This window comes from Kitasatospora sp. NPDC051853 (genome assembly GCF_044452665.1).
GTDB lineage: Bacteria > Actinomycetota > Actinomycetes > Streptomycetales > Streptomycetaceae > Kitasatospora.
The window spans coordinates 329,825-352,727 of record NZ_JBITBY010000005.1 but is presented as its reverse complement, the minus strand read 5'-3'; the positions used below and the strand labels follow the sequence as shown (position 1 = coordinate 352,727).

23 protein-coding genes are annotated in these 22,903 nt (G+C 73.9%); 12 read left to right on the top strand and 11 right to left on the bottom strand.

Annotation, left to right across the window (positions count from 1 at the left end):
* The first annotated feature begins 270 nt into the window (after positions 1-270).
* From ACIA8O_RS16965 to ACIA8O_RS16955, 3 genes are all read left to right on the top strand, one after another.
* Complete coding sequence (locus tag ACIA8O_RS16965) at positions 271-1,431, top strand: hypothetical protein (protein WP_396294610.1); 1,161 nt, start codon at positions 271-273, stop codon at positions 1,429-1,431.
* Positions 1,432-1,504: 73 nt separating this feature from the next.
* Positions 1,505-1,975: a DUF2975 domain-containing protein gene (locus tag ACIA8O_RS16960; protein WP_396294609.1), complete on the top strand. Its 471-nt coding sequence runs from the start codon at positions 1,505-1,507 to the stop codon at positions 1,973-1,975.
* A complete protein-coding gene (locus ACIA8O_RS16955) occupies positions 1,975-2,199 on the top strand; it encodes a helix-turn-helix transcriptional regulator (RefSeq protein WP_345285978.1) in 225 nt (74 codons plus the stop codon). The genes ACIA8O_RS16960 and ACIA8O_RS16955 overlap by 1 nt, the downstream gene beginning before the upstream one ends.
* Before the next feature lie 44 nt (positions 2,200-2,243).
* On the opposite strand, the gene ACIA8O_RS16950 is transcribed toward ACIA8O_RS16955, so the two are convergent.
* Positions 2,244-2,447 (bottom strand): cold-shock protein, encoded by a 204-nt coding sequence (locus tag ACIA8O_RS16950; RefSeq protein ID WP_396294608.1) that lies wholly within the window; start codon positions 2,445-2,447, stop codon positions 2,244-2,246.
* 188 nt (positions 2,448-2,635) lie between these two features.
* On the opposite strand from ACIA8O_RS16950, the gene ACIA8O_RS16945 reads away from it, so the two are divergent.
* The gene (locus tag ACIA8O_RS16945; RefSeq protein ID WP_396294607.1) at positions 2,636-3,256 is read left to right on the top strand and encodes a hypothetical protein; all 621 of its coding nucleotides are present in this window, start codon (positions 2,636-2,638) and stop codon (positions 3,254-3,256) included.
* A 34-nt stretch (positions 3,257-3,290) separates the two neighbouring features.
* Here the strand turns inward: ACIA8O_RS16945 and ACIA8O_RS16940 are convergent, their stop codons facing one another.
* The gene (locus tag ACIA8O_RS16940; protein WP_396294606.1) at positions 3,291-4,244 is read right to left on the bottom strand and encodes a TIGR01777 family oxidoreductase; all 954 of its coding nucleotides are present in this window, start codon (positions 4,242-4,244) and stop codon (positions 3,291-3,293) included.
* A 222-nt stretch (positions 4,245-4,466) separates the two neighbouring features.
* Between ACIA8O_RS16940 and ACIA8O_RS16935 the strand changes: the two genes are divergently transcribed.
* The 3 genes from ACIA8O_RS16935 to ACIA8O_RS16925 all read left to right on the top strand — a co-directional run bounded on the left by ACIA8O_RS16935 (position 4,467) and on the right by ACIA8O_RS16925 (position 7,585).
* Positions 4,467-5,174, top strand: coding sequence for a hypothetical protein (locus tag ACIA8O_RS16935; protein ID WP_396294605.1), 708 nt, complete (start codon positions 4,467-4,469; stop codon positions 5,172-5,174).
* An 86-nt stretch (positions 5,175-5,260) separates the two neighbouring features.
* Positions 5,261-5,974, top strand: a complete 714-nt coding sequence (locus ACIA8O_RS16930; RefSeq protein WP_396294604.1) for a hypothetical protein — start codon at positions 5,261-5,263, stop codon at positions 5,972-5,974.
* Between the two features lie 126 nt (positions 5,975-6,100).
* Positions 6,101-7,585, top strand: coding sequence for an FAD-binding oxidoreductase (locus ACIA8O_RS16925; RefSeq protein ID WP_396294603.1), 1,485 nt, complete (start codon positions 6,101-6,103; stop codon positions 7,583-7,585).
* 27 nt (positions 7,586-7,612) lie between these two features.
* On the opposite strand, the gene ACIA8O_RS16920 is transcribed toward ACIA8O_RS16925, so the two are convergent.
* The 5 genes from ACIA8O_RS16920 to ACIA8O_RS16900 all read right to left on the bottom strand — a co-directional run bounded on the left by ACIA8O_RS16920 (position 7,613) and on the right by ACIA8O_RS16900 (position 16,169).
* Positions 7,613-10,405, bottom strand: coding sequence for a M4 family metallopeptidase (locus tag ACIA8O_RS16920; protein WP_396294602.1), 2,793 nt, complete (start codon positions 10,403-10,405; stop codon positions 7,613-7,615).
* Between the two features lie 189 nt (positions 10,406-10,594).
* Positions 10,595-12,439: a protein kinase gene (locus ACIA8O_RS16915; RefSeq protein ID WP_396294601.1), complete on the bottom strand. Its 1,845-nt coding sequence runs from the start codon at positions 12,437-12,439 to the stop codon at positions 10,595-10,597.
* 124 nt (positions 12,440-12,563) lie between these two features.
* Positions 12,564-13,577: an acetamidase/formamidase family protein gene (locus ACIA8O_RS16910; RefSeq protein ID WP_396294827.1), complete on the bottom strand. Its 1,014-nt coding sequence runs from the start codon at positions 13,575-13,577 to the stop codon at positions 12,564-12,566.
* 5 nt (positions 13,578-13,582) lie between these two features.
* Complete coding sequence (locus ACIA8O_RS16905; RefSeq protein ID WP_396294600.1) at positions 13,583-15,019, bottom strand: APC family permease; 1,437 nt, start codon at positions 15,017-15,019, stop codon at positions 13,583-13,585.
* 88 nt (positions 15,020-15,107) lie between these two features.
* Positions 15,108-16,169, bottom strand: coding sequence for an ABC transporter substrate-binding protein (locus ACIA8O_RS16900; RefSeq protein WP_396294599.1), 1,062 nt, complete (start codon positions 16,167-16,169; stop codon positions 15,108-15,110).
* A 75-nt stretch (positions 16,170-16,244) separates the two neighbouring features.
* On the opposite strand from ACIA8O_RS16900, the gene ACIA8O_RS16895 reads away from it, so the two are divergent.
* The 3 genes from ACIA8O_RS16895 (at position 16,245) to ACIA8O_RS16885 (ending at position 17,965) form a co-directional block, all read left to right on the top strand.
* On the top strand, positions 16,245-16,745 hold the full coding sequence (locus ACIA8O_RS16895) for a MarR family winged helix-turn-helix transcriptional regulator (protein ID WP_396294598.1): 501 nt from the start codon (positions 16,245-16,247) through the stop codon (positions 16,743-16,745).
* A gap of 57 nt (positions 16,746-16,802) precedes the next feature.
* Positions 16,803-17,222, top strand: coding sequence for a DUF4259 domain-containing protein (locus tag ACIA8O_RS16890; RefSeq protein ID WP_396294597.1), 420 nt, complete (start codon positions 16,803-16,805; stop codon positions 17,220-17,222).
* Positions 17,223-17,464: 242 nt separating this feature from the next.
* Positions 17,465-17,965 (top strand): hypothetical protein, encoded by a 501-nt coding sequence (locus ACIA8O_RS16885; protein WP_396294596.1) that lies wholly within the window; start codon positions 17,465-17,467, stop codon positions 17,963-17,965.
* Positions 17,966-18,011: 46 nt separating this feature from the next.
* Here ACIA8O_RS16885 and ACIA8O_RS16880 read toward each other — a convergent pair whose 3' ends face one another.
* The 3 genes from ACIA8O_RS16880 to ACIA8O_RS16870 form a co-directional block, all read right to left on the bottom strand.
* Positions 18,012-18,701, bottom strand: coding sequence for a tetratricopeptide repeat protein (locus ACIA8O_RS16880; RefSeq protein ID WP_396294595.1), 690 nt, complete (start codon positions 18,699-18,701; stop codon positions 18,012-18,014).
* Positions 18,702-18,824: 123 nt separating this feature from the next.
* A complete protein-coding gene (locus ACIA8O_RS16875; protein ID WP_396294594.1) occupies positions 18,825-19,637 on the bottom strand; it encodes a DUF4253 domain-containing protein in 813 nt (270 codons plus the stop codon).
* A gap of 124 nt (positions 19,638-19,761) precedes the next feature.
* Entirely contained in the window at positions 19,762-20,382 is a 621-nt protein-coding gene (locus tag ACIA8O_RS16870; RefSeq protein ID WP_396294593.1) for a hypothetical protein, read from the bottom strand.
* Between the two features lie 300 nt (positions 20,383-20,682).
* Between ACIA8O_RS16870 and ACIA8O_RS16865 the strand changes: the two genes are divergently transcribed.
* Entirely contained in the window at positions 20,683-21,264 is a 582-nt protein-coding gene (locus ACIA8O_RS16865; protein WP_396294592.1) for a GNAT family N-acetyltransferase, read from the top strand.
* Between the two features lie 27 nt (positions 21,265-21,291).
* Here ACIA8O_RS16865 and ACIA8O_RS16860 read toward each other — a convergent pair whose 3' ends face one another.
* Complete coding sequence (locus tag ACIA8O_RS16860) at positions 21,292-21,945, bottom strand: hypothetical protein (RefSeq protein ID WP_396294591.1); 654 nt, start codon at positions 21,943-21,945, stop codon at positions 21,292-21,294.
* A 236-nt stretch (positions 21,946-22,181) separates the two neighbouring features.
* Between ACIA8O_RS16860 and ACIA8O_RS16855 the strand changes: the two genes are divergently transcribed.
* Positions 22,182-22,850 (top strand): hypothetical protein, encoded by a 669-nt coding sequence (locus ACIA8O_RS16855; RefSeq protein WP_396294590.1) that lies wholly within the window; start codon positions 22,182-22,184, stop codon positions 22,848-22,850.
* Positions 22,851-22,903: the final 53 nt, after the last annotated feature.

Below are 22,903 nucleotides of genomic sequence, written 5' to 3'. Positions count from 1 at the left end.
GCGCGCGGGGGGGGGGGCGGGCGGGGGGGCCCCCGCGGGGGGGGCGGGGGGGGGGGGGGGCCCGGGGCCCCCCGCCCCCCCGCCCCCCCCCCCCCCCCCCCCCCCCCCCCCCCCCCCCCCCCCCCCACCGCCGTGTCACCGCACCGCCGCACCGCCGTGCCGCTGTGCCGCCGTACTGCCGTGCTGCCGTTCGGACGCTTCGCGGCGGATACGTCCACGGAGCGTCGGTGGCAGGTGGTATGACGGTGCGGAGCCTGGAGGTGGTCCGTCATGACCCGGTACTGCGTCGATCCCGTCCGGTACGAGCTGATCGCGACCTGGGGGAGCGGGGAGGGCGACCTGGCCGCCCGGGTCGCCGCCGTCCCGGTGGGCACCGACCTCGCGGGCCTGTCCCGGCTGGCGAGCGTGCTGACGCAGTTCTCGGCCGCGGCCTGGCGCACCTACACCCACCCCGCCGGGGCCGCGCACTCCCTGGAGCCGGGCAGCGAGGGCTGGCGCCGCGAGCGGGAGCGCGAGGCCTTCGCGGAGGTCGCCCGCGCGGTGGCCGATCCGCACCTGCCGCACGGCGGCTCGATCACCGTCTCCTACAGCCCGCTGGTGGAGAACGCCAACCGGATCGGCCGGGCCCTGCTGGCGCTCGGCGTCCCCGAGCTGACCGAGGCCGTCCGGGCCGACGTGGGGGCCGAGCTGGCCGGGGTGGAGGCCGCCGAGCTGGGAGACCTCACCGGCCGGGCGCAGCAGGCCGTGCTGCTCTCCCGCGAGGACGCCTCGCCGGTCCAGGTCGCCGCCGCCGACCGGCTGTTGGAGCGGAACCCGTACGGCCCGGCCGCGCTCTTCTCCGAGGTGGACCCGACCGCGGCGGCGGTGGCCGCCGCCCACTGGCTGGCCGCCGCGGCCGAGGCGGCCGCCGCCGTCTCCGGCCACCCGCTCTCCGAGGTGGTCCGGGAGGCCGACGCCGTCGAGTCCCTCCCGTACGAGACGCCGACCCTGGTGCTGGAGCTGATCGAGGCCGGGGCCTCCCCGTACGACGTGGTCACCGGGCTGGTGCGGCACGCCATGCGGGTGGCCGACGGGGTGCTGCCCGATCCGGCGGCCTTCCGCGAACAGCTGGAGGAGGCCGAGGAGTTGCTCGCCGCCTATGCGGAGGAGGACGAGGAGGACGACGGCGAGGGCACCGACCTGCGGCTCACCCCGCTGGACCCGAAGCGCCCCGCCCGTGACCTGCTGGAGGACCTGCTCACCGGGATCCAGGGCTGCTGGCTGCTGCACGACGAGTACGCCGAGCCGCTGGACGGGGGGAGCGGGGACGAGGAGGCGGCGGCGGAGGGCGAGGAGGCCGAGGAGGCCGAGCAGCGGCAGGACCGGTCGCGCGAGGCCTTCGCCGCCCTGGTCCGGGCCATCGCGGCCCAGCAGCACGACCGGTTGGTCTGACGCGGGCGGCACGTCTTGCCTGACCTATCGAAAATCGATAGATTCCCATCGTTGATCGATGGAGGGATGGGTCATGGGACGGTTCACCGTGCGCGCGCTGCGCGCCGTGCTCGGGGTGGTGTTCACCGGCACGGTGCTGCTCCAGGTGCTGATGCTGTGGATGGTGGTCAGCGGCAGCGATCCGGAGGACGGGTCGCTGCCGCTGACCCCGCTGCGGGTGATCGTGGTGCTGGGGATGGGCGCCGCCCAGGTGGCGCTGTACTGCGTCTGGCGGCTGGTCGCGATGGTGCGGCGCGGCACCGTGTTCTCGCACGCCGCCTTCCGCTACGTGAACGGCGTGATCGGCTCGATCGTGGCCGTCGCCCTGCTCTGGTTCGCGGTCACCGCGATCAACGCGCCGGGCCAGCGGGAGGACCCGGGCGTCACGGTCATCATGGCCGGGATCGGCCTGGCCATCCTCGGGGTGGCGCTCGTGGTGACCGTGCTGCGGATGCTGCTCGCCCAGGCGACGCAGCTGCAGGCCGAGTTGGACCAGGTGATCTGATGCCGATCGTGGTCGACATCGACGTGATGCTGGCCCGGCGCAAGATGTCGGTCGGCGAGCTCGCCGACCGGGTCGGGATCACGCCCGCCAACCTGGCGGTGCTCAAGAACGGCCGCGCCAAGGCGGTCCGCTTCGCGACGCTCGCCGCGCTCTGCGAGGCCCTCGGCTGCCAGCCGGGCGACCTGCTGCGCTGGGAGTCCGACGAGGAGGCCCTCGGCGGGTGACGGTCCCTCAGGCCCGGCGAGCCCGGCAGGCCCAGCAGGTCCGGTCAGATGACCCGGACCTGCTGGGCCTGAGGGCCCTTCGGGCCCTGGTTCACCTCGAACTCGACCCGCTGGCCCTCCTCCAGACTGCGGAAGCCCGGGCCCTGGATCTCCGAGTAGTGCACGAAGACGTCGGGGCCGCCGCCGTCCTGCTCCAGGAAGCCGAAGCCCTTCTCCGCGTTGAACCACTTGACCGTGCCCTGTGCCATCCCGCGTGCCCTTCCGTCCCGCCCACGCCCGGTTCGCCGTGGTCGGCGGTGATCATCCCCGGGGGCCCGGGGCGGAAACCCCGGCGCCACAGGCCGACCCGTACGGGTCAGCGGTCGTCCGGTTGCCGGCGGGCCTGGGCCGTGCGCGGGCCCTTCCGTGGGGGGTGGCCGGATCCTAACGTGGCGTCATGGACAGGGTGCGGGTGGACCGTTCGGATCCCGGCGGGGTCGTCGTGGTGCTGCGCGAAGGAACGGGGCCCCTGGGAGTTGCCGTCCGGCGGTGGCCCGGTGAGGCGGGGAGCGGGGCCCTGGTGGCCGCCGTCGTCGGCTTCCCGCTCTACCTGGCCATGATGGCGTACGACTTCGGGCCCGGCCCGATCTGGGCGGCGGTCGGGGCCGCAGCCCTTCTGGGGGCCCTCTTCTGCACGGGAACGACCTTGTACGGGGCCTTCCGGGAGGTGACCCGGCTCCGGTTCTCGCCCGCCGCCGCCCCCGACACGCTGGTCGTCGTCCGGGGCACCCGGGTGGACCCGCCGAGGCCGCTCGCCGACGTGCAGCGCGTCTGGATCGAGGACCGCCTGGTGGAGTCGACCCTCAACCCCCGCAAGCCCGTGGCCGCCAGGCTCACCCTGTTCGTGCTGATGAGGGACGGCCGGCGGGTACGGCGGGCCCTCCTGCCCCCGTCGCAGGCCAACGCCCGAGCCCTGCACGGTGAGTTGGAACGGATCCTCACCCCGGTGGGCATCACCGTGGACCTGGTCGTCGAGCGTTCGAGGGCGTCCACGGTCCCGGGCGGCGGCGGCATCTGACGCGGGCGCACGGGGGCGGCGAACCGTCCGGTGTTCAGCGTGCGGTGCGTGCGGTGCGCATGGCGCGCAGGAGGTCGGCGGCGGCCTCGGGCCAGTGGGGGTGGTCGAAGGTGAAGCCGGCGTCGAGGAGGCGGGTGGGGACGACCCGGCGGCTCTTGAGCAGGAGTTCGGTGTCGGAGCGGAGGGCGAGGGCGCCGAGCCCGGCCATCCAGCGGGTGGCGGGGAGGCCGACGGGGACGCGGGCGGCGGTGCGCAGGTCGCGCATGAAGGTGCGCTGGGGGAGCGGGGTCGGGGAGGAGAGGTTCACCGGGCCGGTGAGGTCGTCCCGTTCGGCGAGCAGCAGGACGGCGCGGACGAAGTCGTGGCCGTGGATCCAGGACATGTACTGGCCGCCGCCGGCGATCGGGCCGCCGAGGCCGAGGCGGGTCAGCCGGAGCAGGAGGTCGAAGGCGCCGCCGCGGTCGGGGCTCATCACCATGGCGGTGCGCAGCGCGACCTTGCGGGTGTGCGGGGTGGGGGCGTCCTGCTGGGCGCGTTCCCAGGCCTTGGCGATCTCGACGCTGTAGGACCAGTAGGCGGGGGCGTCCGGTTCGCCGCCGCCGAGGACGCCGGTGGCCTCGTCGTGGGCGGGGGCGGTGCGGTGGGCGTAGACGGTGGCGGTGCTCATCTGGAGCCAGACCCGGGGCGGTCGCGCGGCGGCGGCGACGGCCTCGCCGACGACCCGGGTGGAGTCGACCCGGGAGTCCATCATGGCGCGCTGGTTGGCGGGCGTGTAGCGGCAGTTGACGCTCCGTCCGGCGAGGTTGACGACCAGGTCGCTGCCGTCGATCAGCCGGGCCCAGGGGCCGAGGGTGCGGCCGTCCCAGTGGACCTGGCCCGGGCGGGCGGGGCGCCGGGAGAGCACGGTGACCTGGTGGCCGGCGGCGCCGAGTTCGCGCTCCAGCAGCATGCCCACCTGCCCGGTGCCCCCGGGTATCACGATCTTCATCTGCTCCTGCTCTCCTCTGGATGGGGAGGAGCTTAACCAGATCAATTGAACGCGTTCAAGTCTGGCTGTCCGCGAGGGCCGGTCCGTCGGGAGTCCGCCGCGGCCGGACGCCCCGGGGGAGGGATTCGGGCCGCACCGGTGACGGATCGTGCGGGGTTGGCTACGCTGACCGCCGGTCGGCATCGGCGGGGCACGGGGACACGGACGGGAACGGGGACGGGGATGACGGTGCTCGGTCCGGGGACGCGCGACGCGGTGCGCAGGGCGATGGCACGGCCGGTGTGGGAGCAGCCGTTCGACGCCCACCCGGCGGACTCCCTGCGGGACCTCGGCCTGCGCCACAGCACGGCCGCCTTCGTCTACGGGGCGCGCGGGCACCTCACCCCCGAGCAGCCCGGCGGAGCGGCGGCCGTCGACCTGGAGGCCGTGTACCTGGCGGCCGGCTACCACGCCGCCCGGCTCGCCCGGCTCCCGGGCGATTCGCCCTGGGACGAGCCCGCGTTCGAGGCCCTCTTCGCGGTCGTGCTCGCGGTCCGCCCGGAGGTCGTCCCCGAGGGCTTCCGCGAACTGACGGAGGAACACCCGCCGCGCCCGGCCCCCGCGTACGAGATCCTCAACCTGGTCGCCGCCGGGCTCTACGAGGCGGCCGCCGCGGCCGCCGACGAGACCTCGCTCGCCCTCTCCGTCGGCCTGTTCGGCGAGGCCCTGGCCGGCGCCGGGGGCAGCACCGCCGAGCCGCACGTCACCTTCAACCTCGGCTCCGCCCTCCTGGCGCTCTCCCGCCTCGACCGGCCCGCCCTCGACCCGGCCGGCCTGCGCCGCGCGGCCCTCCACCACCTGCGCCGCTCCCTCGCCCTGCTGCCCGCGGACGACCCGGCACGCGGCAGGCTCACGGCCGCGGTGGCCGACGCCCTGGCCCGCAACGCGTAGACGCCCCGGCCCCGCCGACGAAGTCGGTTGCGCCGGACGGGCCGGGCTGTGCAGACTCCCCCGGATCACACGGGGAGGGAATCGAGATGGGATCCACCGCGGCTCAGCCGGGAGCTTTCGTGCTCGCACCGGACAGCCGGGCGCTGCTGGACGGAGGGCTCACGCCACGGGCGCGGCTGCTGTACGCGACCCTGATCGCCGCTCGGTCCGCGGACGGCGTCGGGCCGGCGGAGTGTCAGACCCTGGCCGGGCTCACCGATCCCACCGCCGCGCGGCAGGCCATGGACGAGCTCGTCGCCGAGGGCCTGGTGGTCCGCACCGATCCGGCCGACGGGACCGGCGAGACCGAGCCGGCCGCACCGGCCGGGCCGACCGTGCGGGTCCGGGGTACGGCCCTGCACGAGTGCAGGGCCTGCCGGGACTGCGGGGAGTGCGCCTGCCCCAGCTGGAACACCATGCGCTGCTGGTCCTGCTGGCGCGCGAAGTGCGTACGGGACGAGGCACGGGCGGACATCGCCCGCTGGCGGCGGCAGCGGGAGGCGGGCGCCACGTACGCGTACGGGCGGAGCGGGAGCCGCCTGCACCGGTGGGACTGTCCGACGCTGCTGACCGTCGAGGACAACCTCGCCACCATGGAGGAGTCGCTGACCCGGCCCCACGGCCAGGGTTACTGGCGCCGGCTGCCGCAGCTGTACACGGCCGAGGAGCTGCGCCGCAAGACCAAGGTCCGCCGGTTCTGCCTCACCTGCGCGCCCGAGCCGGATCCCGTCCGGGAGGGAACCCGACAGCCGCCGTCCTGACGGGCCGTCACCCTGACGGTCCGCCGCCCGTTGAGGTGGTTCGGGGCGGCACGCGGCGGTGCCTCCGCAGGTGGTGGCCGGTGCCGGGTGACGATGGCGGGGGCCGAGACCGGGAGGAGCGGGTGGATGACGATCGACCGACGGGGGTTCCTGGGCGCGTTGGGGCTGGGCGGCGCGCTGGTGGCGACGGGCGGCGGCACGGCCCGGGCGGCGACGCCGGCCGACGGGCGGGCGGTGCCGCCGGACTGGGCCGCGTTGAGGGCCCGGCTGGACGGGCGGCTGCTGCTCCCCGGTGACCAGGGGTACGCGGTGGCCCGGCTGAGCTACAACGAACTGAACGACCGTCAGTACCCGGCCGCCGTCGCCTCCTGCACCTCGGCCCGGGACGTCCAGTGGTGCCTGGACGCCGCCCGGGGCCACGGGGTGCCGATCGCCGCCCGCAGCGGCGGCCACGGCTACCTCGGGTACAGCGTGCCCGCCGACGGTCTGGTGATGGACCTGCGCCCGATGGCCCGGGTCGAGGTGGACGCCGACGGCACCGCCCGGGTCGGCGCCGGGGCCCGCCTGATCGAGGTCTACGCTGCCCTGGCGGCGGCCGGCCGGCTGCTCCCGGCGGGCTCCTGCCCGACCGTCGGCGTCAGCGGGCTCACCCTCGGCGGCGGGATCGGGGTGGTGGCCCGCGCGTACGGGCTGACCTGCGACCGCCTGGTGGGCGCGGAACTGGTGACGGCCGACTCCCGGGTGCTGACCGTCTCCGAGGAGTGCGAGCCGGACCTGTACTGGGCGCTGCGCGGCGGCGGTGGCGGCAACTTCGGTGTGGTCACCTCCTTCACCTTCCGCACCGCCCCCGCACCCGACCTCACCGTCTTCGCCCTGCGCTTCCCGGTCGGTTCGGCGGCCGAGCTGGTCGGCGCCTGGCAGGAGTGGATCGCCGACGCCCCGCCGGAGCTCTGGTCCAACTGCGTGGTCTCCGGCGGCACCCCGCCCACCGCCCGGGCCGGCGGCTGCTACGTCGGCCCGCCGGCCGAACTCGCGCCGCTGCTGGACGCGTTGGTGGCCCGGGTGGGTGTACGGCCGACCAGCCGCACCGCGCAGGCCAAGAGCTACCTCGACGCCATGAAGTACATGGCCGGCTGCGCCAACGACACCATCGCCCAGTGCCACCCCGTCTCCGAGGGCGGCCGCCTGCCCCGGGCCTCCTTCGTCGCCGTCTCCCGGATGCTCGGCTCCGCCGTGGACGCCGGCCGCCTGGTCGCCCTGCTCGACGGCCGCGCCGGGCTGGACCTCCTGCTGGACTCGCTCGGCGGCGCCGTGGCCGAACTCGCCCCGGACGCAACGGCGTTCCCGCACCGCTCGGCCCTGGCCTCCGCCCAGGTCTACGCGAGCGCCACCCGCGCGGACCAGGCCGCCGTCACCGCCTCGGTCGACGCGGTCCGCGACGGCCTGGCCACCCTCGGGGCCACGGGAGCGTACGTCAACTACATCGACGCGACCCTCCCCGACTGGGGCACCGCCTACTACGGCGCCAACCTCCCCCGCCTGAAGGCGGTTTCGAGCGCCTACGACCCGGACGGCGTCTTCACCTTCCCGCAGTCGGTGGCCCGGGCCTGAGCCCCGGCGGGGCTCAGGCCCGGGTGCTCAGCAGGTGACGGCCGGCCGCTCGCGCACCACCAGGTCGGTGCGGCCCGCGGTGGCGTCCGCCCACAGGACCCGGGTGCCCCGGTCGGCGACCGGCGTGTACTGGCCGCCGCGGTTGCAGGAGTAGCGCTGCGGGGTGCCGCCGCCGATCGGGAGCTGCCAGATCTTGGGCAGGTCGGCGTTGGTGACGCGGCGGCCCTTCGGCCAGGTGAAGCCGTGGGCGAAGGTGACGGCCCGTTCGGAGGCGGTCAGTTCGCTGATCGGGCGCGGGTCGGCGGCGCTGCCGGTCAGCAGGTCGGTCACGCCGGAGCCGTCGAGGGCGGCGGAGCGGATCGAGGTGCCGCGGCTCCGGTCGCTCGGCGTCTGGAGCCAGAGCAGCCGGTCGGCGGTCAGCAGCGTGCGGGCCACCTCGCTCTCCTCGGAGCCGCTCGCGCCGACGACGTACCGGGCGAGCACCGCACCGGTGGAGAGCGAGCGGACGGTCGGCGCGTACACGGTGCGTTCGCCCTCCTGCCAGCGCTCGACGAAGGCGAGCAGGTCGCCGCGGAGCGAGACGGACTGCCCGCTGTGGCCGTCGGGCAGCGCGAGCGGGGCGGCCGGCGCACCGTCCACCGAGAGCCAGGGCAGGGTGCGGCCGGTGCTGAAGTCCAGTGCCTGGAAGGCGATGTGGCGGCCGGCGACCCGGACCTCCGTGACCTGCCGCCCGGGGGCGCCGTACACGGTGCGGGTGGCGCCGCCGTCCAGCGGGCGGACCAGTACCGACCACTCGCGCGGGGCGGAGCCGGTCGAGCCCTCGGCGATCCAGGCCGCGAGGGTGCCGTCGGTGGCGGGGTAGCCGTGCGAGAGCTGCTCGCCCACCGGGCTCAGCTGGACCGGCTCGGCGGAGCTGCCGACCCGCCCGGTGAGCACGCGCAGGTAGCCGTCCGCGCCGGTGGCCATCACCCAGCGGCCGTCGGCCACGTCCGGCCAGTTCGCCGTGCCGTCGGTGAGCGGTCCGAGCACGGTGCGGCTGTCCATGCCGATCCGCCGCTCCCAGCCCTCCTTGATCCCGTGCGCGTCGAAGGCGGCCGTCACCGAACGGAGTTGAGCGCGCGTCAGGCCCATCGAACGCCCGGCGGCGAGCACCGCGTTGCGCGCGTCGACGAAGGTGTCCAGCGGGGTGAGGTACTCGGTGAGCGCCCGGTGGACCAGCCGGTCGGCGACCAGCGGGTCCAGGGTGCGCCGGATGTCCCAGAGCGCGCCGCTCATGATGTCCGAGTTGTCGTGCACGGAGTCCTCGGAGAAGTCCACCGGGAAGCCGACGTAGTCCTTGACGGTGGAGCGGCCGGTGTCGAAGCGGCGCTCGGCGCAGGCCTCCGGGGTGCCGGTGCGGCAGAGGGACTCGCCGAGCAGCGCGGCCCGCGGGTCGGTCATCGGCATGCCGAGCGCGGTGACCTCCACCGCGTTGCCGAAGTAGTCGGCGATGGCCTCGTCGAGGGCGCCGGACTGGCCGCGCAGGACCAGCTCGGCGGTGTTCTCGACGATCCCGTGCGTCATCTCGTGGCCGGCCACGTCGAGCGCCGCGGCGAACGGGTAGAACTTGGCGTTGCCGCCGCCGTACGTCATCCGCCCGCTGCCCCAGAAGGCGTTCGGCAGGCTCTCGCCGCCCCAGCGGGTCACGTTCACCACGGCGTCGATCGGGCCGCCCTTGCCGTCGATCCCGTTGCGGCCGAGCCGGTCGTGGAAGAAGTCGTACACGGCGGCGGAGTTGCGCTGCGCCTCGGCGGCCCCGGTGGCGGCCAGCGAGGCCGGGAAGTCGGGCGTCGGCGAGGAGACCGGGCCGACACCCTCGGGCAGCGGGCCGCCCACCTCGTACTCGTCCCGGCCGCCGGCGTCGTGGACGGTCAGCCGGGCGGGGCGGGTGAGGTCGATCAACTGGTAGGTGCCGTCCGGGAGTCGGGCGAGGTTCACCGGGACCGGGCGGCCGTGGACGTCCGGCACGGTGCCGACGGCGGGTTCGAGGCCGGCGGTGGCGGCGCGCTCGGGGCCGGTGGCGGCGCGCTCGGGGCCGGTGGTCGCGTGCTCGGGACCGGCGGTGGCGGCGGGTTCGGAGCCGGTGCGGCCCGGGGTCCGGGAAGCGACGGAGAGGGCGACCGCTCCGCTGCCGGCGTCCAGGTAGACCTCGCGGGCCCTGCCCTCCCAGGCCTTCGGGTCGGTGCCGCGCACGGTGAAGTGCCGGGCGAGCCTGCCACCGCCGCCCGGCAGCACGACCTGGCCGCGGTCCACCGCGGTGACGCCCGCCCGGGCCGGGCCCTCCGCGACGGTGCCGAGCGCGAGGTCGCGCAGCAGGGCGTCCGGTACGGCCTGGGCGGCCTGGGTGGCCGGGGCGGTCAGGCCGGTGAAGTACTTGCCGCCGACCGACTCGACGCGCCGCGCGTCGCCCTCGCCGGTGAGGTGGACCAGGTACGCGGAGCCGAAGACGGGCAGTCCGCCGTGCCGCTGCTGGAACCTGATGGTGCGTCGGCCGTCCGCCGAGCGCTCCACCCCGGCCACCACCAGCTGCGCGGGGTCGACGCGGTAGCGGTCCGGGTGGGCGGCGAGGTGGGCGCGGGCGGCCTCGGCGTCGTCGGCCCCCGGGGCGGGCTCGTCCACGCCGGTGACCAGCTGCGGGGCCGCGGTGCCCGTCCCGGCGACCAGCCCCGGCACGGGGTCCGGGTCGGTGGCGGCGAAGGCCGGCGGTGCGGTGACACCGGCTCCCAGGGTGAAGGCCACGGCGGTGCCGAGCAGTAGGGGCGTACGGGGACGTCGGTGCACTACGGGCCCTCCCTCGGGGACGGCGGGCCGGTCGCCCGCCTCAGGACGAACATAGGTCATTTTCCTTCATATGTCGATGGACTGCATATGTAGGCAGAGTGCGGGGCGGGCGCGAACTGGCTTGGGGCGTGCGGGAGCTGACGGCGCGACGGAGAGGTCGGGCCGGTGGGTGCCGGAAGGGCAGGGGGGTCAGGAGGGCGTGACGACCTTGAGGATCTTGCCGCTCGCGCCGGCCGTGACGTAGCCACCGCTGCTGTAGTCGCCGGAGACGTAGTAGCGGATGGTGATCTCGTTGGCGAACCAGCCGTAGTCCACGATGATGTAGCGGGACTTGGGCTTGTCGACGCCGAGGCGGTTCTGCGCGGTGGCCATCACGGTGGGGACCTGGTTCCAGTCGATCTTCGTGAGGTCGACGGTGTCCTCCCCGGAGCTGAGGGTGCCGCCCGGCTTGGTGGTGACCTTGCCCGCGCGGAAGCTGACGTCGTCGTAGCGCTTGGGGTTGTCCTTGGTGACCACCTTGGCGCTGGCGTGCTCCGGATAGACCGTCATGTCGGTGATCACGGTGCTGCCGGTGGCGGCCTGGATCGAGGCGACCAGGGCGCGGGCGCCCTCCGGGGTCAGCAGGTCCACGCCGGAGTTGGTGACCGGCGGGGCCTTGGTGGCGCCGGTGGCGGTGGCGGCGGGGGTGGACGGGGTCCCGCCGACGGTGGTGCTGCCGGTGGTGGTGCCGTTCGTTCCCGCGCCCACGGTCTGCTGCGAAGTACCGTTCGCCTTGCGGTTGTTGGTGGTGCCGGTGCCGGGCTTCAGCCAGCCGTGGGTGATCGACCAGCCGAGCAGCCCGACGGTCGCCACACCGGCCACCGCGGCCGCCACCAGGGGGCCGGCGCGGCGCCGGGTGGGCCGCTGCCGCTCGGGCGGCTCCGGCTGCTTCCAGGGCTGTTGGCCACTGCCTCCGGCGTGCGGAGGGAACTGGTCGTGGGGCGCCTGGTCGTGGGGCACCTGGCCGTAGGGGACCTGGTCGCGGGGGCCGGTGGATCCGCTCGGGAAGGGCGAGGGCCCGGAGGTGGCGGTGGGCGGCCAGGACGGACCCGACGGGTACCCGTGTTCGGGAGCGTTGGCCTGGGTGGGCGTGTACGGGATCGGCCCGCTCGTCAGGGTCGGCCACTGCTGGGCGCCGCCGAGCGTGCCGTCGATGCCCTGCTCGGCGGCGGCGAACAGCCGGTCGAGCTCGGCCGCGTCGGGCCGCACGGCCGGGTCGCGGGCCAGCAGCGCGGTGAGCGTGCGCCCGAGCGGGCCCGCCTGCACCGGCGGCGGGAGCGGCTCGTCCAGGACGGCGGCCAGGGTGGCCAGGCTGGTGGCGCGGCGCAGCGGGTGGTGGCCCTCGACGGCCACGTACAGCATCATGCCGAGCGACCAGAGGTCGGAGGAGGGGTTCCCCTCCTGCCCGCGGATGCGTTCGGGGGCGATGAACTCCGGCGAGCCGATCAGCGAACCGGTCGCGGTCAGGCTGGTCGAGCCGCTCAGCGCGGCGATGCCGAAGTCGGTGAGCACCGGGGTGCCGTCGGTGCGCATCAGCACGTTGCCCGGCTTGACGTCGCGGTGCTGGATGCCGGCCGCGTGGGCGGCGCGCAGCGCGGAGAGCACGCCCCGGCCGATCCGGGCGGCCTCCGGCGGCGAGAGGCGGCCGCGGCCGATCCGGTCGTGCAGCGAACCGCCGGTCACCAGCTCCATCACCAGCCAGGGGTGCGGGAGTTCGGGGGTGTCGACGATGTGGTAGATGATCACCACGTTGGGGTGCTGGAGCCGGGCCAGGGCCTGGGCCTCGCGCAGCACCCGCTCGCGCAGCTCGTACGCGGCCGCGGGATCGGCGGCGAGCATCGCCGGATCCGGCGGCCGGACCTCCTTGAGCGCCACCTCGCGCTGCAGCACCGTGTCCCGGGCGCGCCAGACCAGGCCCATGCCGCCGCCGCCGAGCCGCTCCAGCAGTTCGAAGCGCCCGTCGACGAGCTGGCCGCCCGGCCCCCCAGTAGTCATGGCGGCCATCGTAGGGGCTCGGGCGGACAGCTCTCGAACACGCCGGAGACGGTGCTTGGCGGCCAACGGTCGGTCCTGGACGAACCGCCGGCCGCAGACGGCTTGTCGGCTCCGGGGTGCGGTCTCAGCGGTGGCGCAGGTAGGCGGCGGCCGTCCCGCGCAGGCGCTCGTGCAGGCCGTCGTAGGCGCGGGTGCGGCCGAGGACGGACTTGGGGAGCTTGGCGGCCATCGTGTAGTTGGTGTCGCAGACGTTGGCGGCGGGGGCGAGACCGGCCTGGCTGACCAGCTGGTAGGCGTCGAGCCGGTCCAGGCCGAGCAGGCCGGAGGTCCACTCGACCAGGTCGTGCTGGCTGATCCGGAAGGCGTCCTCCAGGGGGCGGGCGGAGCCGGTGGTGATCAGGAAGTCGTCGTTCTCCAGGCGCGGCCAGGCCGGGCCCGCGCCCTTGACCAGGTCGACCACCACGGTGGTGCGCATGGCGGCCTCGACGGCGGTGCCGCAGACCTCGCCCTCGCCCTGGCGGGCGTGGCCGTCGCCGATGGCGAGCAGGCCGCCCTCGACGTTGACCCGGAAGTAGGCGGTGGTGCCGGCCCGCATCTCGGGGGTGTCGAGGTTGCCGCCGTGGGCGCCGGGCGTGATGGAGGCGAGCACCTCGCCGCCGGCGGGGGCCACGCCGACGGTCCCGTGCATCGGGTCGAGCGGGAGCGCGACGGTGAACTCGCTCGCGCGGGCCCGGAAGTGGCAGAGTCCGGCCTTGAGGTCCAGGTCGTAGATCCAGACCCGCTCCTCCAGCGCGGGGTGGAGCATCGCGGTCTGGTGGGTGGCGGTCAGGGCGCCGAAGTGCGGGAAGGTGCTGGAGATCCCGTGGTCCCGGGCCGGGGTGATCTCCACGAAGTGCACGGCCAGCAGGTCGCCCGGCTCGGCCCCGGCCACCGCGATCGGGCCGGTGACGGGGTTGAGGTAGGGGAAGACGCAGACCTGGCTGGGCAGGTCGCCGGTGCCGCGCACCTTGCCGCCGAAGCAGTCCTCGGTGGTCAACTCCACGACGGTGCCCGGTCGGACGGTGACCAGCGGGGGGCGGCCGCCGAAGGTGTAGGCGTAGTCCTCGGGGGCGGGGGAGAGGTGGACGGTCTCGGGCAGGGTGCTCACTGGTGTTCTCCGGCGCTCGGGGTGTTGTCTGCGTTTTCCGTGCTCTCCGTGCTCTCGGCGACGGACAGCCGGGGCCTGCGGCCGGTGGCCATCAGCCCCACCAGCACGATCGCACCGATCAACAGCCAGACGAAACCGAGCCGTTGGGCCACGATGTCGGCGTTGACGATCACGTAGGCGAGGATCGCGAAGCCGAGCGCCGGGGCGATCAGGTGCCGCCAGTAGTCACGGCTGCGGTTGCGGACCAGGTAGTGGACCACCACGGCCACGTGCAGCACCAGGAAGGTGGTCAGCGCACCGAAGTTGACCAGGGTGCTCAGCAGGGTGATGCCGTCGTCGCGGGAGGCCGTGTAGAGCCCGAGGACCAGGGAGATCCCGGCGGTGAGCAGGGTGGCGTTCACCGGCACCCGGCGGGTGGGGTGCACCTTGGCTAGGAAGGAGGGGAGTTGGCGGTCGCGGGCCATCGCGAACAGCAGCCGGGAGGTCGCGGCCTGGGCCACCAGCGAGTTGGCGAAGCCCCAGGCGACGGCGGTGGCGACGGCGGTCACGGTGGCCAGCCAGCCCCCGGCGGCGGTGCGGGCCGCGTCGTAGAAGGCGGTGCCGTTCGGGTCGCCGTCCCGGATCAGCGCCTGGGGGTCGGTGACCAGCAGGGAGGCCACCCAGGTCTGGGCGATGAACAGGGTGCCCGCCAGCAGCAGTGCGGCCACCATCGAACGGCCGATGGCCTTGGCGGAGTCCCGGTTCTCCTCCGCCAGGGTGGAGATGCCGTCGAAGCCGAGGAAGCTGAGCACCGCGATGGAGACCGCGCCGAAGGCCAGGCTCCAGGAGAAGGTGTGCCCGTCGTAGAGCGGGGTGAAGTCGAAGCCGCGCCCCTTGCCGGCGGCCAGCGCGATCACACCGGCCGTCACGAACACGGCCAGCACCAGGAGTTCGCCGACCAGCACGGCCTTGTTGACGCGGGCGGTGGTCTCGATGCCGAGGTAGTTGACCGCGGTGTTGAGCAGCACGAAGCCGATCAGCCAGAGCCAGACCGGGATCGACGGCACCAGCGAGTTCATCGCCACGCCGGCGATCAGGTACAGCAGGCCGGGCACCAGCACGTAGTCGAGGAGGATCATCCAGCCGGACAGGAAGCCGACCGGGGCGCCGATGCCGCGCCCCGCGTAGGTGTAGACCGACCCGGCCATCGGGAAGGCCCGGGACATCTGGGCGTAGGAGAGCGCGGTGAACATCATCGCCACCATGCCGAGGACGTAGGCCAGGGCGACCATGCCGCCGGAGCCCTGGAAGACGCCGCCGAAGATGCCGAAGGGAGCGATCGGCACCATGAACACCAGCCCGTAGACGAGCAGGTCACTGAAGGTCAGGGAACGGCGGAGCTCCTGCCGGTAGCCGAAGCTCTCGACGCCCCGGGACGCGGGTGTGTCGGTCATGGGAGCAGACAGTAGGGCCAACTATTTCCATATGGAAGAGTTTCTGCGGAGCTTCTGCCCGGCTCTGCCCGGCTCGGATTTTCCTGGCTCAGCTCAGGACGGTGAAGGTCGGGCCTTCGGCGCGGGCCAGGTGGACCGCCGACCGGAGCAGCGGGTCGGCCGCCGCCCGGCCGAGGTGGTGCGGCGTCAGGCCCTCCTCGCGGGTGGCCAGTTCCGCCAGCAGGTGGAGGCCCTCGTACAGGCCCACCGCGTAGGCGTCCAGCACCGGCGCCGACGGGCCGCACAGCGCGCGGTGCCGTTCGCCGAGCCGTCGGCGCGGCTCCTCGGCCAGGGTGGAGAAGGAAGGCATCGCGGCGTACAGCAGCCCGGTCTCGTCGCCACCCAGGGCGAGCAGCCCGTTCTCCTCCAATGCCGGCGACAGGCGCACCAGTCGACGGTCCAGTCCGCTGCGCCGCAGCACCCGGTTGAACTCCACCAGATCGCGGCCGACCAGGCTCAGCAGCACCGCGTCCGCCCGCGCCGCGCGCAGCGCGTCGACCAACTCCCCGGCCCGCTGCCGGACACCGCCGAAGCCCACCCGGCGCTCCAGTGCCACCGTGGCACCGGCCGCGGCCACCAGACGGGCGGCGGCCCGGTGGACGGAGCGCGGCCAGATGTAGTCGTTGCCGACCAGCGCCCACCTCCGGATGCGGTGACGGTCCGTCAACATCGTCACTGCAAGGGCGAGTTGCCCGACCGGATCGACCCCGGTGCAGAGCACCCCCGGCCGCCGGGAGCCGCCCTCGTGCGGGGGCGTGTACACGTACGCCAGCCGACCGGTCGCCAACGCCTCCACCGCCCGGTGCACATCACTGGTGTGACACCCCGCCAACGCATCCAGCGCCCCGGCGGCGAGCAGCGGCCGGAGCACGGCGGTCACCGCCTCGGGCGTCCCGCCGCCGTCGACCAGCACCAGGTCGAGCGGGCGGTCCCTGACCCCGCCGCGCACGTTCACCTCGTGGGCGGCGAGCAGGGCACCGTCCAACGCCGACGGGCCGGTCAGCCCGAGCAGCCCGGACTGCGGCACGACCAGGCCCACGCGGAACGCGTCGTCCGCCGCCCGCTCCGCGTGCAGCGCGTCGAGCGGGTCGACCAGCCTCGCTTCCAGCATCACCGGTGCGAGTATGGTCGCGATGTCGGCTCCGGGAAAGACCCGCCGACCTCGCAGGCAGAAGGGCAGGTCCGGATGACCGCGCACGGCACCCCAGCGGCCGGGACCACGGCGACCGCGACCACGGCGGACCTCGTCCCGGCGGCCGGCACGGCGGAGGCAGGGGCGGCCACGGAGAGCACCACCGGCCCCCTGCTGGTCGAACTCGTCGCCCTCGCCCACCGTCGCCTCACCACCGGCCTGGCCGCCGCCCTCGCCGAGGAGGACTGCACCGTCGACCAGTGGCGCGTCCTGCGCGCCCTCGCCGACGGCGAGGGGCACCCGATGGGCGAGTTGGCCCAGACCCTGCTGATCCCGCAGGCCAGTCTCAGCCGCCTGGTCGACGCCCTCGCCGACACCGGCCTCGTCTACCGCCGCCAGGGCGACCACGACCGCCGCCGCATCACCGCCCACCTCTCCCGCCAGGGCTGCACCCGCCTCACCCGCCTCGACGCCCTCGCCGCCGCCCACGACTCCGCCGTCCGCAGCACCTGCGGCGCACTCGACCCAGCAGGAGCCCTGGCCTGCCTGACCTGAGTCCGCGATGGCGCAGACTTGATCACACCGGTTCGGCGAGTAGTGAAGGCGGAGAGCATGGGGACGTGGGGCTTCGGGCCGTTCGAGGACGACTCCGCCCTGGACTTCGTCGACCACCTGCGCGAGTCGTCCGCCGGCGAGGTGGCGGTGGAGATCGAACGGGCCGTCCGTTCGGTCGCCGAGGGGCAGGACCACATCGAGTACTCGGAGGGCGCGTCAGCGGTCGCGGCAGCCGCCCTGCTCTCCGGCAGGTACCGCGACGACCTGCGCGAGTACCCGGTCGGGGTCCCCGCCCCGACGCCCGAGCTCGCCGAACTCGCCCTGCGAGCCGTCGAACGGGCCCACTCCGAAGGCAGCCACCTGTGGGAACTGTGGACCGAGAGCGGCAAGTACGGCGAGGTGTGGACGTCGCTCGCGCCGGTGCGGGCAGGGCTGCTGGAGGCGGTCGACCCGGTTCAGTCCGACTCGCTGTTCTGACAGCGGCCCTGCCTCGTTGCCAGGTGGTCGAGCGAACGTTGAGCCAGTTGATCCGCGCCTGCCGCAACGTCCGTGACCACAAGCAGTTGCCCGAGGCCCATCTCAACCGGGCAGCGGTCGCCCTGACGACCCGTCGGATCGCAGTCCACCCGGCCACCGACGTCGGGCGGTGCAGCCGGGCGGCATGACCGCAGGTCAGGACCGGCCGGACCGCTGACAGTGGGCGTTGGCATCATGACCGCATGGACTTCGAACTCGCTCCGCCGGCCGGTGTCGGTCCTCTGCAGATCGGTATGAGCCGGGAGGCGGCCAACGGTGCGTTGGACTCGCTCCGCGACCTCTCGTCGGTATCGGAGTCGGACCGTCCAGGGCAGCACATCTTCCGGCCCAGTGGGCTCATGGTCGCGATCCACTGCACCCGGGGCCGCCTCGAATCCGTTGAACTGGGCAGCCCGGCCCTGAACGCCACCGACCGTGTGAGGTTCCGCGACGTTGACGTCTTCGCCCTGCCGGCCCGGGAGGTGGTCACCAGCATGCGCGTACACACCCCGATCCACGCGGACCCCGAAGATACGGCCTCCTTCATCGCCCCTGACCTCCTCCTGAGCTTCTGGCGCCCGTTCGCCGCCGATGACGACCCGGAAGAGGAGCAGGGCCACTACTTCAGTTCCGTTCTCCTGGCCCGCCCCGGCTACTACGACACCCCGGCCGAAGCCGAGGAACGGCTCCGCCGGAACCGCTGAGGGGACTTTCCACACGCCAGGAGCCGTCCGCACCCGCCGCCCCGTGTCAGAGCATCCGCTCGGCCCTCGCCGCCCGTGCGAGGAGCGCCTCGGCCTCCTCGCGCCGCCCCTGTGCGGCCAGGATCCGGGCCCGGTACTCCATCGCGTACCCGTCGCCGAGCTCCTCGGCCCGCAGGAACGCCTCCACCGCCCGCGTCAGGTCGCCGCGGTCCCGGAAGGCCACGCCCAGGGCGGTGATCGGGAACGCCTCGTCCTGCCCGAGGATCACCGGCACCCAGCGCTCGACACCGGCCGTGTCGCCACGGTCGAGCGCCTGCTTGACCAGGCCCAGCATGGCGTCCGGATCGCCGAGCGCGGCGGCCTTCTCCCACACCACCTGCGCACGGTTCGCGTCGCCGGCCGCCATGTACAGCATCCCCAGGTTGTACCCGGCCACCACGTTCCCGGCCTCCCACGCCCGGCCCCACCAGTGCAGCGCGCCGGCCTGATCACCCGTCAGGTGCAGGGCCGCCCCCAGGTTCCCCATCGCCACGTCGTCGCCCAGCTCCGCCCGGGCCGCCAGCGCGGCCAACTCCTCCTCGGACGGCACCTCGTGCTGCTGAGCGGCCGGCAGACGGGCCGACACCACCTCGTCGCCCGGCTTCGGCCGCCTGCGGAACCACCACACCATCAGCAACCACTCCAGAAGCCGGTCCGCACCGGTCCCCGTCACGAGGGGCGAGCGGACATCCGTCACGCGGTGATCATGCCAGCTCCACCACCGAACGCAGCCGCCGGGTCCCTCGGCCCGGGCGCGGCCCGTACGCCTACGCCGGGAGCCCTCGCAGGCCCGCGCCGGCGCGCGTGCTCCGTGCCGGGTTCAGTCCCACCAGAAATCCCAGCTGCGGCTGTGGCCGAGCTGTTCCGCGTACGCCGCGAGGGTGTTCGGGCGCCGGCCCTGCCAGATGGTGTCGGGGCAGAACGCGAAGTGCTCGGCGGCGACCAGGAGTGCGTCCTCGGTCGTCGTCGGTGGTGCGGCGACGCTCAGGTGGAGGGTGGAAGGGCCGACGGTGACGACGTGGGCGCCGAACCGCTCTTCCCAACTGGCGAGGACTGCGGAGAACTTGGCGGTGTCGTTGTCGTAGTTGAGCGGCCCGTCCCAGCTGGCGGCGGTGAGCGCTCCGGTGCCGGAGTCGGAGGCGACGAGCCCCAGGCGTACGTTCGGCCGCCGGAGGACGAAGGCCTTGGCGTGCTCGGCGGCCGCGGCGGCAGGAACGTCGACCGGGGGGAGGGCCGGTGCGAGCCCGGGCCAGGAGCGCCCGAACGGGGCGGTGACGGCCAAGCGATCCGCGGGCGACAGGACATCGGTGTCCTCGTCGACGACGGTGTAGTCCTTCCACCACCCTTCGAGGAGTTCGGCCGCGTCGTGGGAGCCGGGGGCGGACATCCGCTCGGGAAAGAGCTCCCCGGACTCCCAGGGGCGGAACTTGTCGTCGTAGGGACGCGCGGCGTCGAGCAGGAGCGGCCACAGGCCCGTACGGCTCCGCTCGGCGAAGAGCCGCTCCCACAGCTCGAAGGTGGCGGGCCCGTCGCTCATCCACATGGCCAGGACGGATCCGTCGCCTTCGTCCGACCTGATCATTCGACCGGGTGGGAGAGGGGTCTCGACGGCAGACAGGAGCTCGGGGGTCATGAGCGGATGCTAACTCCGGCCCCTGACGGTGGAGGCGACGCGCCCGCCTCCACCGCGGCCATGGCCCGCCTGCGCGTTCCCCGGCCCCGTGGACGACCGTGAACCCCGTCGCCAACCTCCGTGGTCAGTACACCTGGCCGAGCGGCAGGCCCAGGAACTTCACCGGAGCCAGCTCCAGGAACTTCGCCATCGCACCGGCGAGCCGCTCGGCCTCCGGGCTGCCGGGCTCCGCCGCCATGCTGCGGAACGTCAGCTCCAGCGCCCGGTCGCCGTCGCGCACCAGCAGCGTGGTGATCCGGCCCTGCTGCCCGACGGGGCCGGCGAGCATGGTGCGCATCAGTGCCTCGTCGCCGAACCGCTGCTCCACCTTGAGCGGCTCGCTCGAATCAGCGGCAGGGTCCACCACCTCGACGGTGATCTCCTGGTCGCCGATGCTCATCGTCCAGGCGGCGCACTCCGAGTACACCCGCCGCATGTCGGCCATCCAGGACACGGCGGCTCCCGCTGCCCGCTCCGAGACCCCCTCGTCGACGACGATCGAGGAGTCCGCGTTGATGAACGAGGTCCTGACCTCCCGCGCGGCCTTGTCGCTGAACGCCCGGTTCAGCAGTGCCGTCAGCTCCGGGGTCGAAGCGGTCATCGGCGGCGGGTCCTCGTCGGAGGAGGGCGACTCCAGTTGCGTGAAGTCCTCCAGGCCGGCGCCGGCCAGGTCCGCCGCAGTGACCAGCAGCTGCTCGAGGTCCACCTGCGAACTGTCGGATATACCCATGGAATTGCCCTCCGTTGAGCGGTGGATGGTGCGGACGATCATCATCGTAGTCCGCTGCGACGCAAGATGATCACGGATTGCGCAAGCCCAACGTGCTGGTCAGCACGATGATGTGAGTTCCCATCAGAAAGGTCTGGGTGGCTCGTCATTGAGAACAACCCGGGCTGTGCGGCAGTGCCGAACGAACGCGGGCCCCGCACTCGGTCCCTGACTGCCCGCTCTCGATCTCCCGAGCGGATCGCTCGTGACGGTCCTCCGGATCTTTATGATCACCGCATGATCGAAGGCGAGTTGGTACGACTGCGGGCGCTGCGCGCCGAGGACGTGGACGCCCATGTGCGGTGGCGCAACGATCCGGAGGTGGTGTACTGGGCCACCGGCGGTGACCCGCACTTCGGGCCGATCACGCGGGAGTCCCTGGAACGTTTCCATGACGGCAGGCTCCGTCAGGACCCGCGTGTGGAGGCCATGTTCACGGTGGAGGACCTGGCCGAAGGGCGTCCGATCGGCAGTGTCAGCTACCGTGACCTCGACCCGTTCGCGGGGCGGGCGACCGTGGGGATCCTCATCGGCGAGCGTGACCGCTGGGGTGGTGGATACGGCTCCGAGGCACTGCGGCTGATGCTGGGGCACCTGTTCGGGGCGTGCCGGCTGCGGCGGGTCGAGTTGGACACGTGGAGCGGCAACGAGCGCGCCATCCGGGCCTTCCGCAAGGCCGGCTTCGTCGAAGAGGGGCGGCGACGCGCAAGCGTGCGGGTGGGTGAGCAGTGGTACGACAGCGTGGTTTTCGGGCTGCTCCACGATGAGTGGGCAGAGCACATCGCGCCTCACCGCACGCCATCCCGTAGCGGCGGCTGACGGGGTGTCGGCTGCCGCGTGGTGTGCTCAGTCCGTGAGGAAGGCGCCTTCGCGGCAGGCACGGCAGACGAAGACGTAGCCCAGCTGGCCGCCGAGGTTCATCGCGGTCCGTACGGAGATCCCTTCCTCCAGGTGCGCCGCGAATTCCATTGTGCCGGTGCAGGAGGGGCAGCTGGGCAGTCGGTCGTCGTCGAGGTAGGAGGGGCTGCCTCCGAGTGACCCGAGCACTTCGCGTTGCTTGCCGAACCGTTCTCCGGGTTCCCGCTTCCATCCCGAGCGGGCGAGGTCGTACGCGTCGGGCGTGGTTCCGTCGTCACCGTCCTCCTCCTCGGGGTCGAGCGTCACGACGTGGGTGCGGATGGCCGAGGTGACGGGCAGCAGCGTCACTCCCGTGCCGGGCACGGCCGCCGGCCGCAGCTCCTCCCGGGGGAACAGGTGGACCCGGTTCGCGCCGGAGGTCGCGTCCCAGAACTCACACGCGCCGGGGTCGTTCTGGCACACGAACACCGACAGGACGCCGTCCCGGACGGGGAGGTGGGCGAAGAACTGCAGCGGCTCCCCGCAGCAGGAGCCGCACACGGGCCAGGTGAATCCCGCAGGGACCAGCGGCACGCCCCCGGTGCGGGGGACGTCGGAGTCGGCCGGTGCCGTGCCGTCGTGGATCATCAGAGTCGTCTGCACGGCGAGAGCCTACGGACGGCGCACGACACGGGAGCCTGCACGGCGTCCACTCCAGGGCTGCGACGGCCGCTGTGACGGACGACACTGTACGTCTCCGAGTGCTCCCCCTCGGTCCCGGGCACTGCCCAACTGCCGCACTGCTCCGTACACCTGGCGATTCTCGCGCTGTCCGGAACCTGACGGACGGTCCGGCCGAAGGGCGCGGGTGCTGGTGGCCGAGCCTGTACGTTGAGCGCGTGCGCGGACCGGTCGGTTGGGGGGAACGGGCCGGCTGGAGCCTGCTCGGCGCCCTGGCCTGCCTGCTTCCGGCCGCGGCTGCCCATGCCGCGGCGGGGGGCGCGCTGCCGGGCCTCGGCGTCCTGTCGCTGATGCTCGCGGTCCTGGCCCTGCCCGGCGCCGTGATCTCCGGCAGCCGCCTGCGCCACCGCTTCGAGGCGGCGGTCGCGGTCCTGGCACTCCTTCAGCTCCTCCTGCACGAGTCCTTCCACCGTCTCGCCCCGATGCCGTCCGGCGGCCCCGGCCCCGGCCACGACACCGGCATGGCCGGTATGGCGGGGATGAGTGGGATGGGCGACATGACCGGGATGCCGGGGATGGACATGGCCGGTACGGCCACCGCCGTCCACGGCATGCACGACACCCACGGCATGCACGGCTCGATGGCCGCCTGGCACGCGGTGGCCACCGTCACCAGCGCCGTCACCCTGATCCACGGCAGCCGGCTGCTGCGCCGGCTGGCCGCCCTGCTGCCCGCGCCCCGGCTTCCGCTGCTCGCCGCACTGTTCACCGTCCCCGCACTTCCCACCCCGCCCCGGCCGGTCTTCGCCGAGCCGGGCCTGCCGGCGATCGGTGTCCTGCTCGCCCGGTCCCTGTCGCGTCGGGGGCCGCCGCCCGCCCGGGCCTGACGTCCCCTCGGGCGTCGGGCCCGGCCGCCCGCCCGGGAGCGCCCGTAGGCGAT

Bases quoted from the DNA above. Each gene is read 5' to 3' on its own strand.
- ACIA8O_RS16965 (WP_396294610.1), top strand. From the start codon at position 271: ATGACCCGGTACTGCGTCGATCCCGTCCGGTACGAGCTGATCGCGACC.
- ACIA8O_RS16960 (WP_396294609.1), top strand. From the start codon at position 1,505: ATGGGACGGTTCACCGTGCGCGCGCTGCGCGCCGTGCTCGGGGTGGTG.
- ACIA8O_RS16955 (WP_345285978.1), top strand. From the start codon at position 1,975: ATGCCGATCGTGGTCGACATCGACGTGATGCTGGCCCGGCGCAAGATG.
- ACIA8O_RS16950 (WP_396294608.1), bottom strand. From the start codon at position 2,447: ATGGCACAGGGCACGGTCAAGTGGTTCAACGCGGAGAAGGGCTTCGGC.
- ACIA8O_RS16945 (WP_396294607.1), top strand. From the start codon at position 2,636: ATGGACAGGGTGCGGGTGGACCGTTCGGATCCCGGCGGGGTCGTCGTG.
- ACIA8O_RS16940 (WP_396294606.1), bottom strand. From the start codon at position 4,244: ATGAAGATCGTGATACCCGGGGGCACCGGGCAGGTGGGCATGCTGCTG.
- ACIA8O_RS16935 (WP_396294605.1), top strand. From the start codon at position 4,467: ATGACGGTGCTCGGTCCGGGGACGCGCGACGCGGTGCGCAGGGCGATG.
- ACIA8O_RS16930 (WP_396294604.1), top strand. From the start codon at position 5,261: ATGGGATCCACCGCGGCTCAGCCGGGAGCTTTCGTGCTCGCACCGGAC.
- ACIA8O_RS16925 (WP_396294603.1), top strand. From the start codon at position 6,101: ATGACGATCGACCGACGGGGGTTCCTGGGCGCGTTGGGGCTGGGCGGC.
- ACIA8O_RS16915 (WP_396294601.1), bottom strand. From the start codon at position 12,439: ATGACTACTGGGGGGCCGGGCGGCCAGCTCGTCGACGGGCGCTTCGAA.
- ACIA8O_RS16905 (WP_396294600.1), bottom strand. From the start codon at position 15,019: ATGACCGACACACCCGCGTCCCGGGGCGTCGAGAGCTTCGGCTACCGG.
- ACIA8O_RS16900 (WP_396294599.1), bottom strand. From the start codon at position 16,169: ATGCTGGAAGCGAGGCTGGTCGACCCGCTCGACGCGCTGCACGCGGAG.
- ACIA8O_RS16895 (WP_396294598.1), top strand. From the start codon at position 16,245: ATGACCGCGCACGGCACCCCAGCGGCCGGGACCACGGCGACCGCGACC.
- ACIA8O_RS16890 (WP_396294597.1), top strand. From the start codon at position 16,803: ATGGGGACGTGGGGCTTCGGGCCGTTCGAGGACGACTCCGCCCTGGAC.
- ACIA8O_RS16885 (WP_396294596.1), top strand. From the start codon at position 17,465: ATGGACTTCGAACTCGCTCCGCCGGCCGGTGTCGGTCCTCTGCAGATC.
- ACIA8O_RS16875 (WP_396294594.1), bottom strand. From the start codon at position 19,637: ATGACCCCCGAGCTCCTGTCTGCCGTCGAGACCCCTCTCCCACCCGGT.
- ACIA8O_RS16865 (WP_396294592.1), top strand. From the start codon at position 20,683: ATGATCGAAGGCGAGTTGGTACGACTGCGGGCGCTGCGCGCCGAGGAC.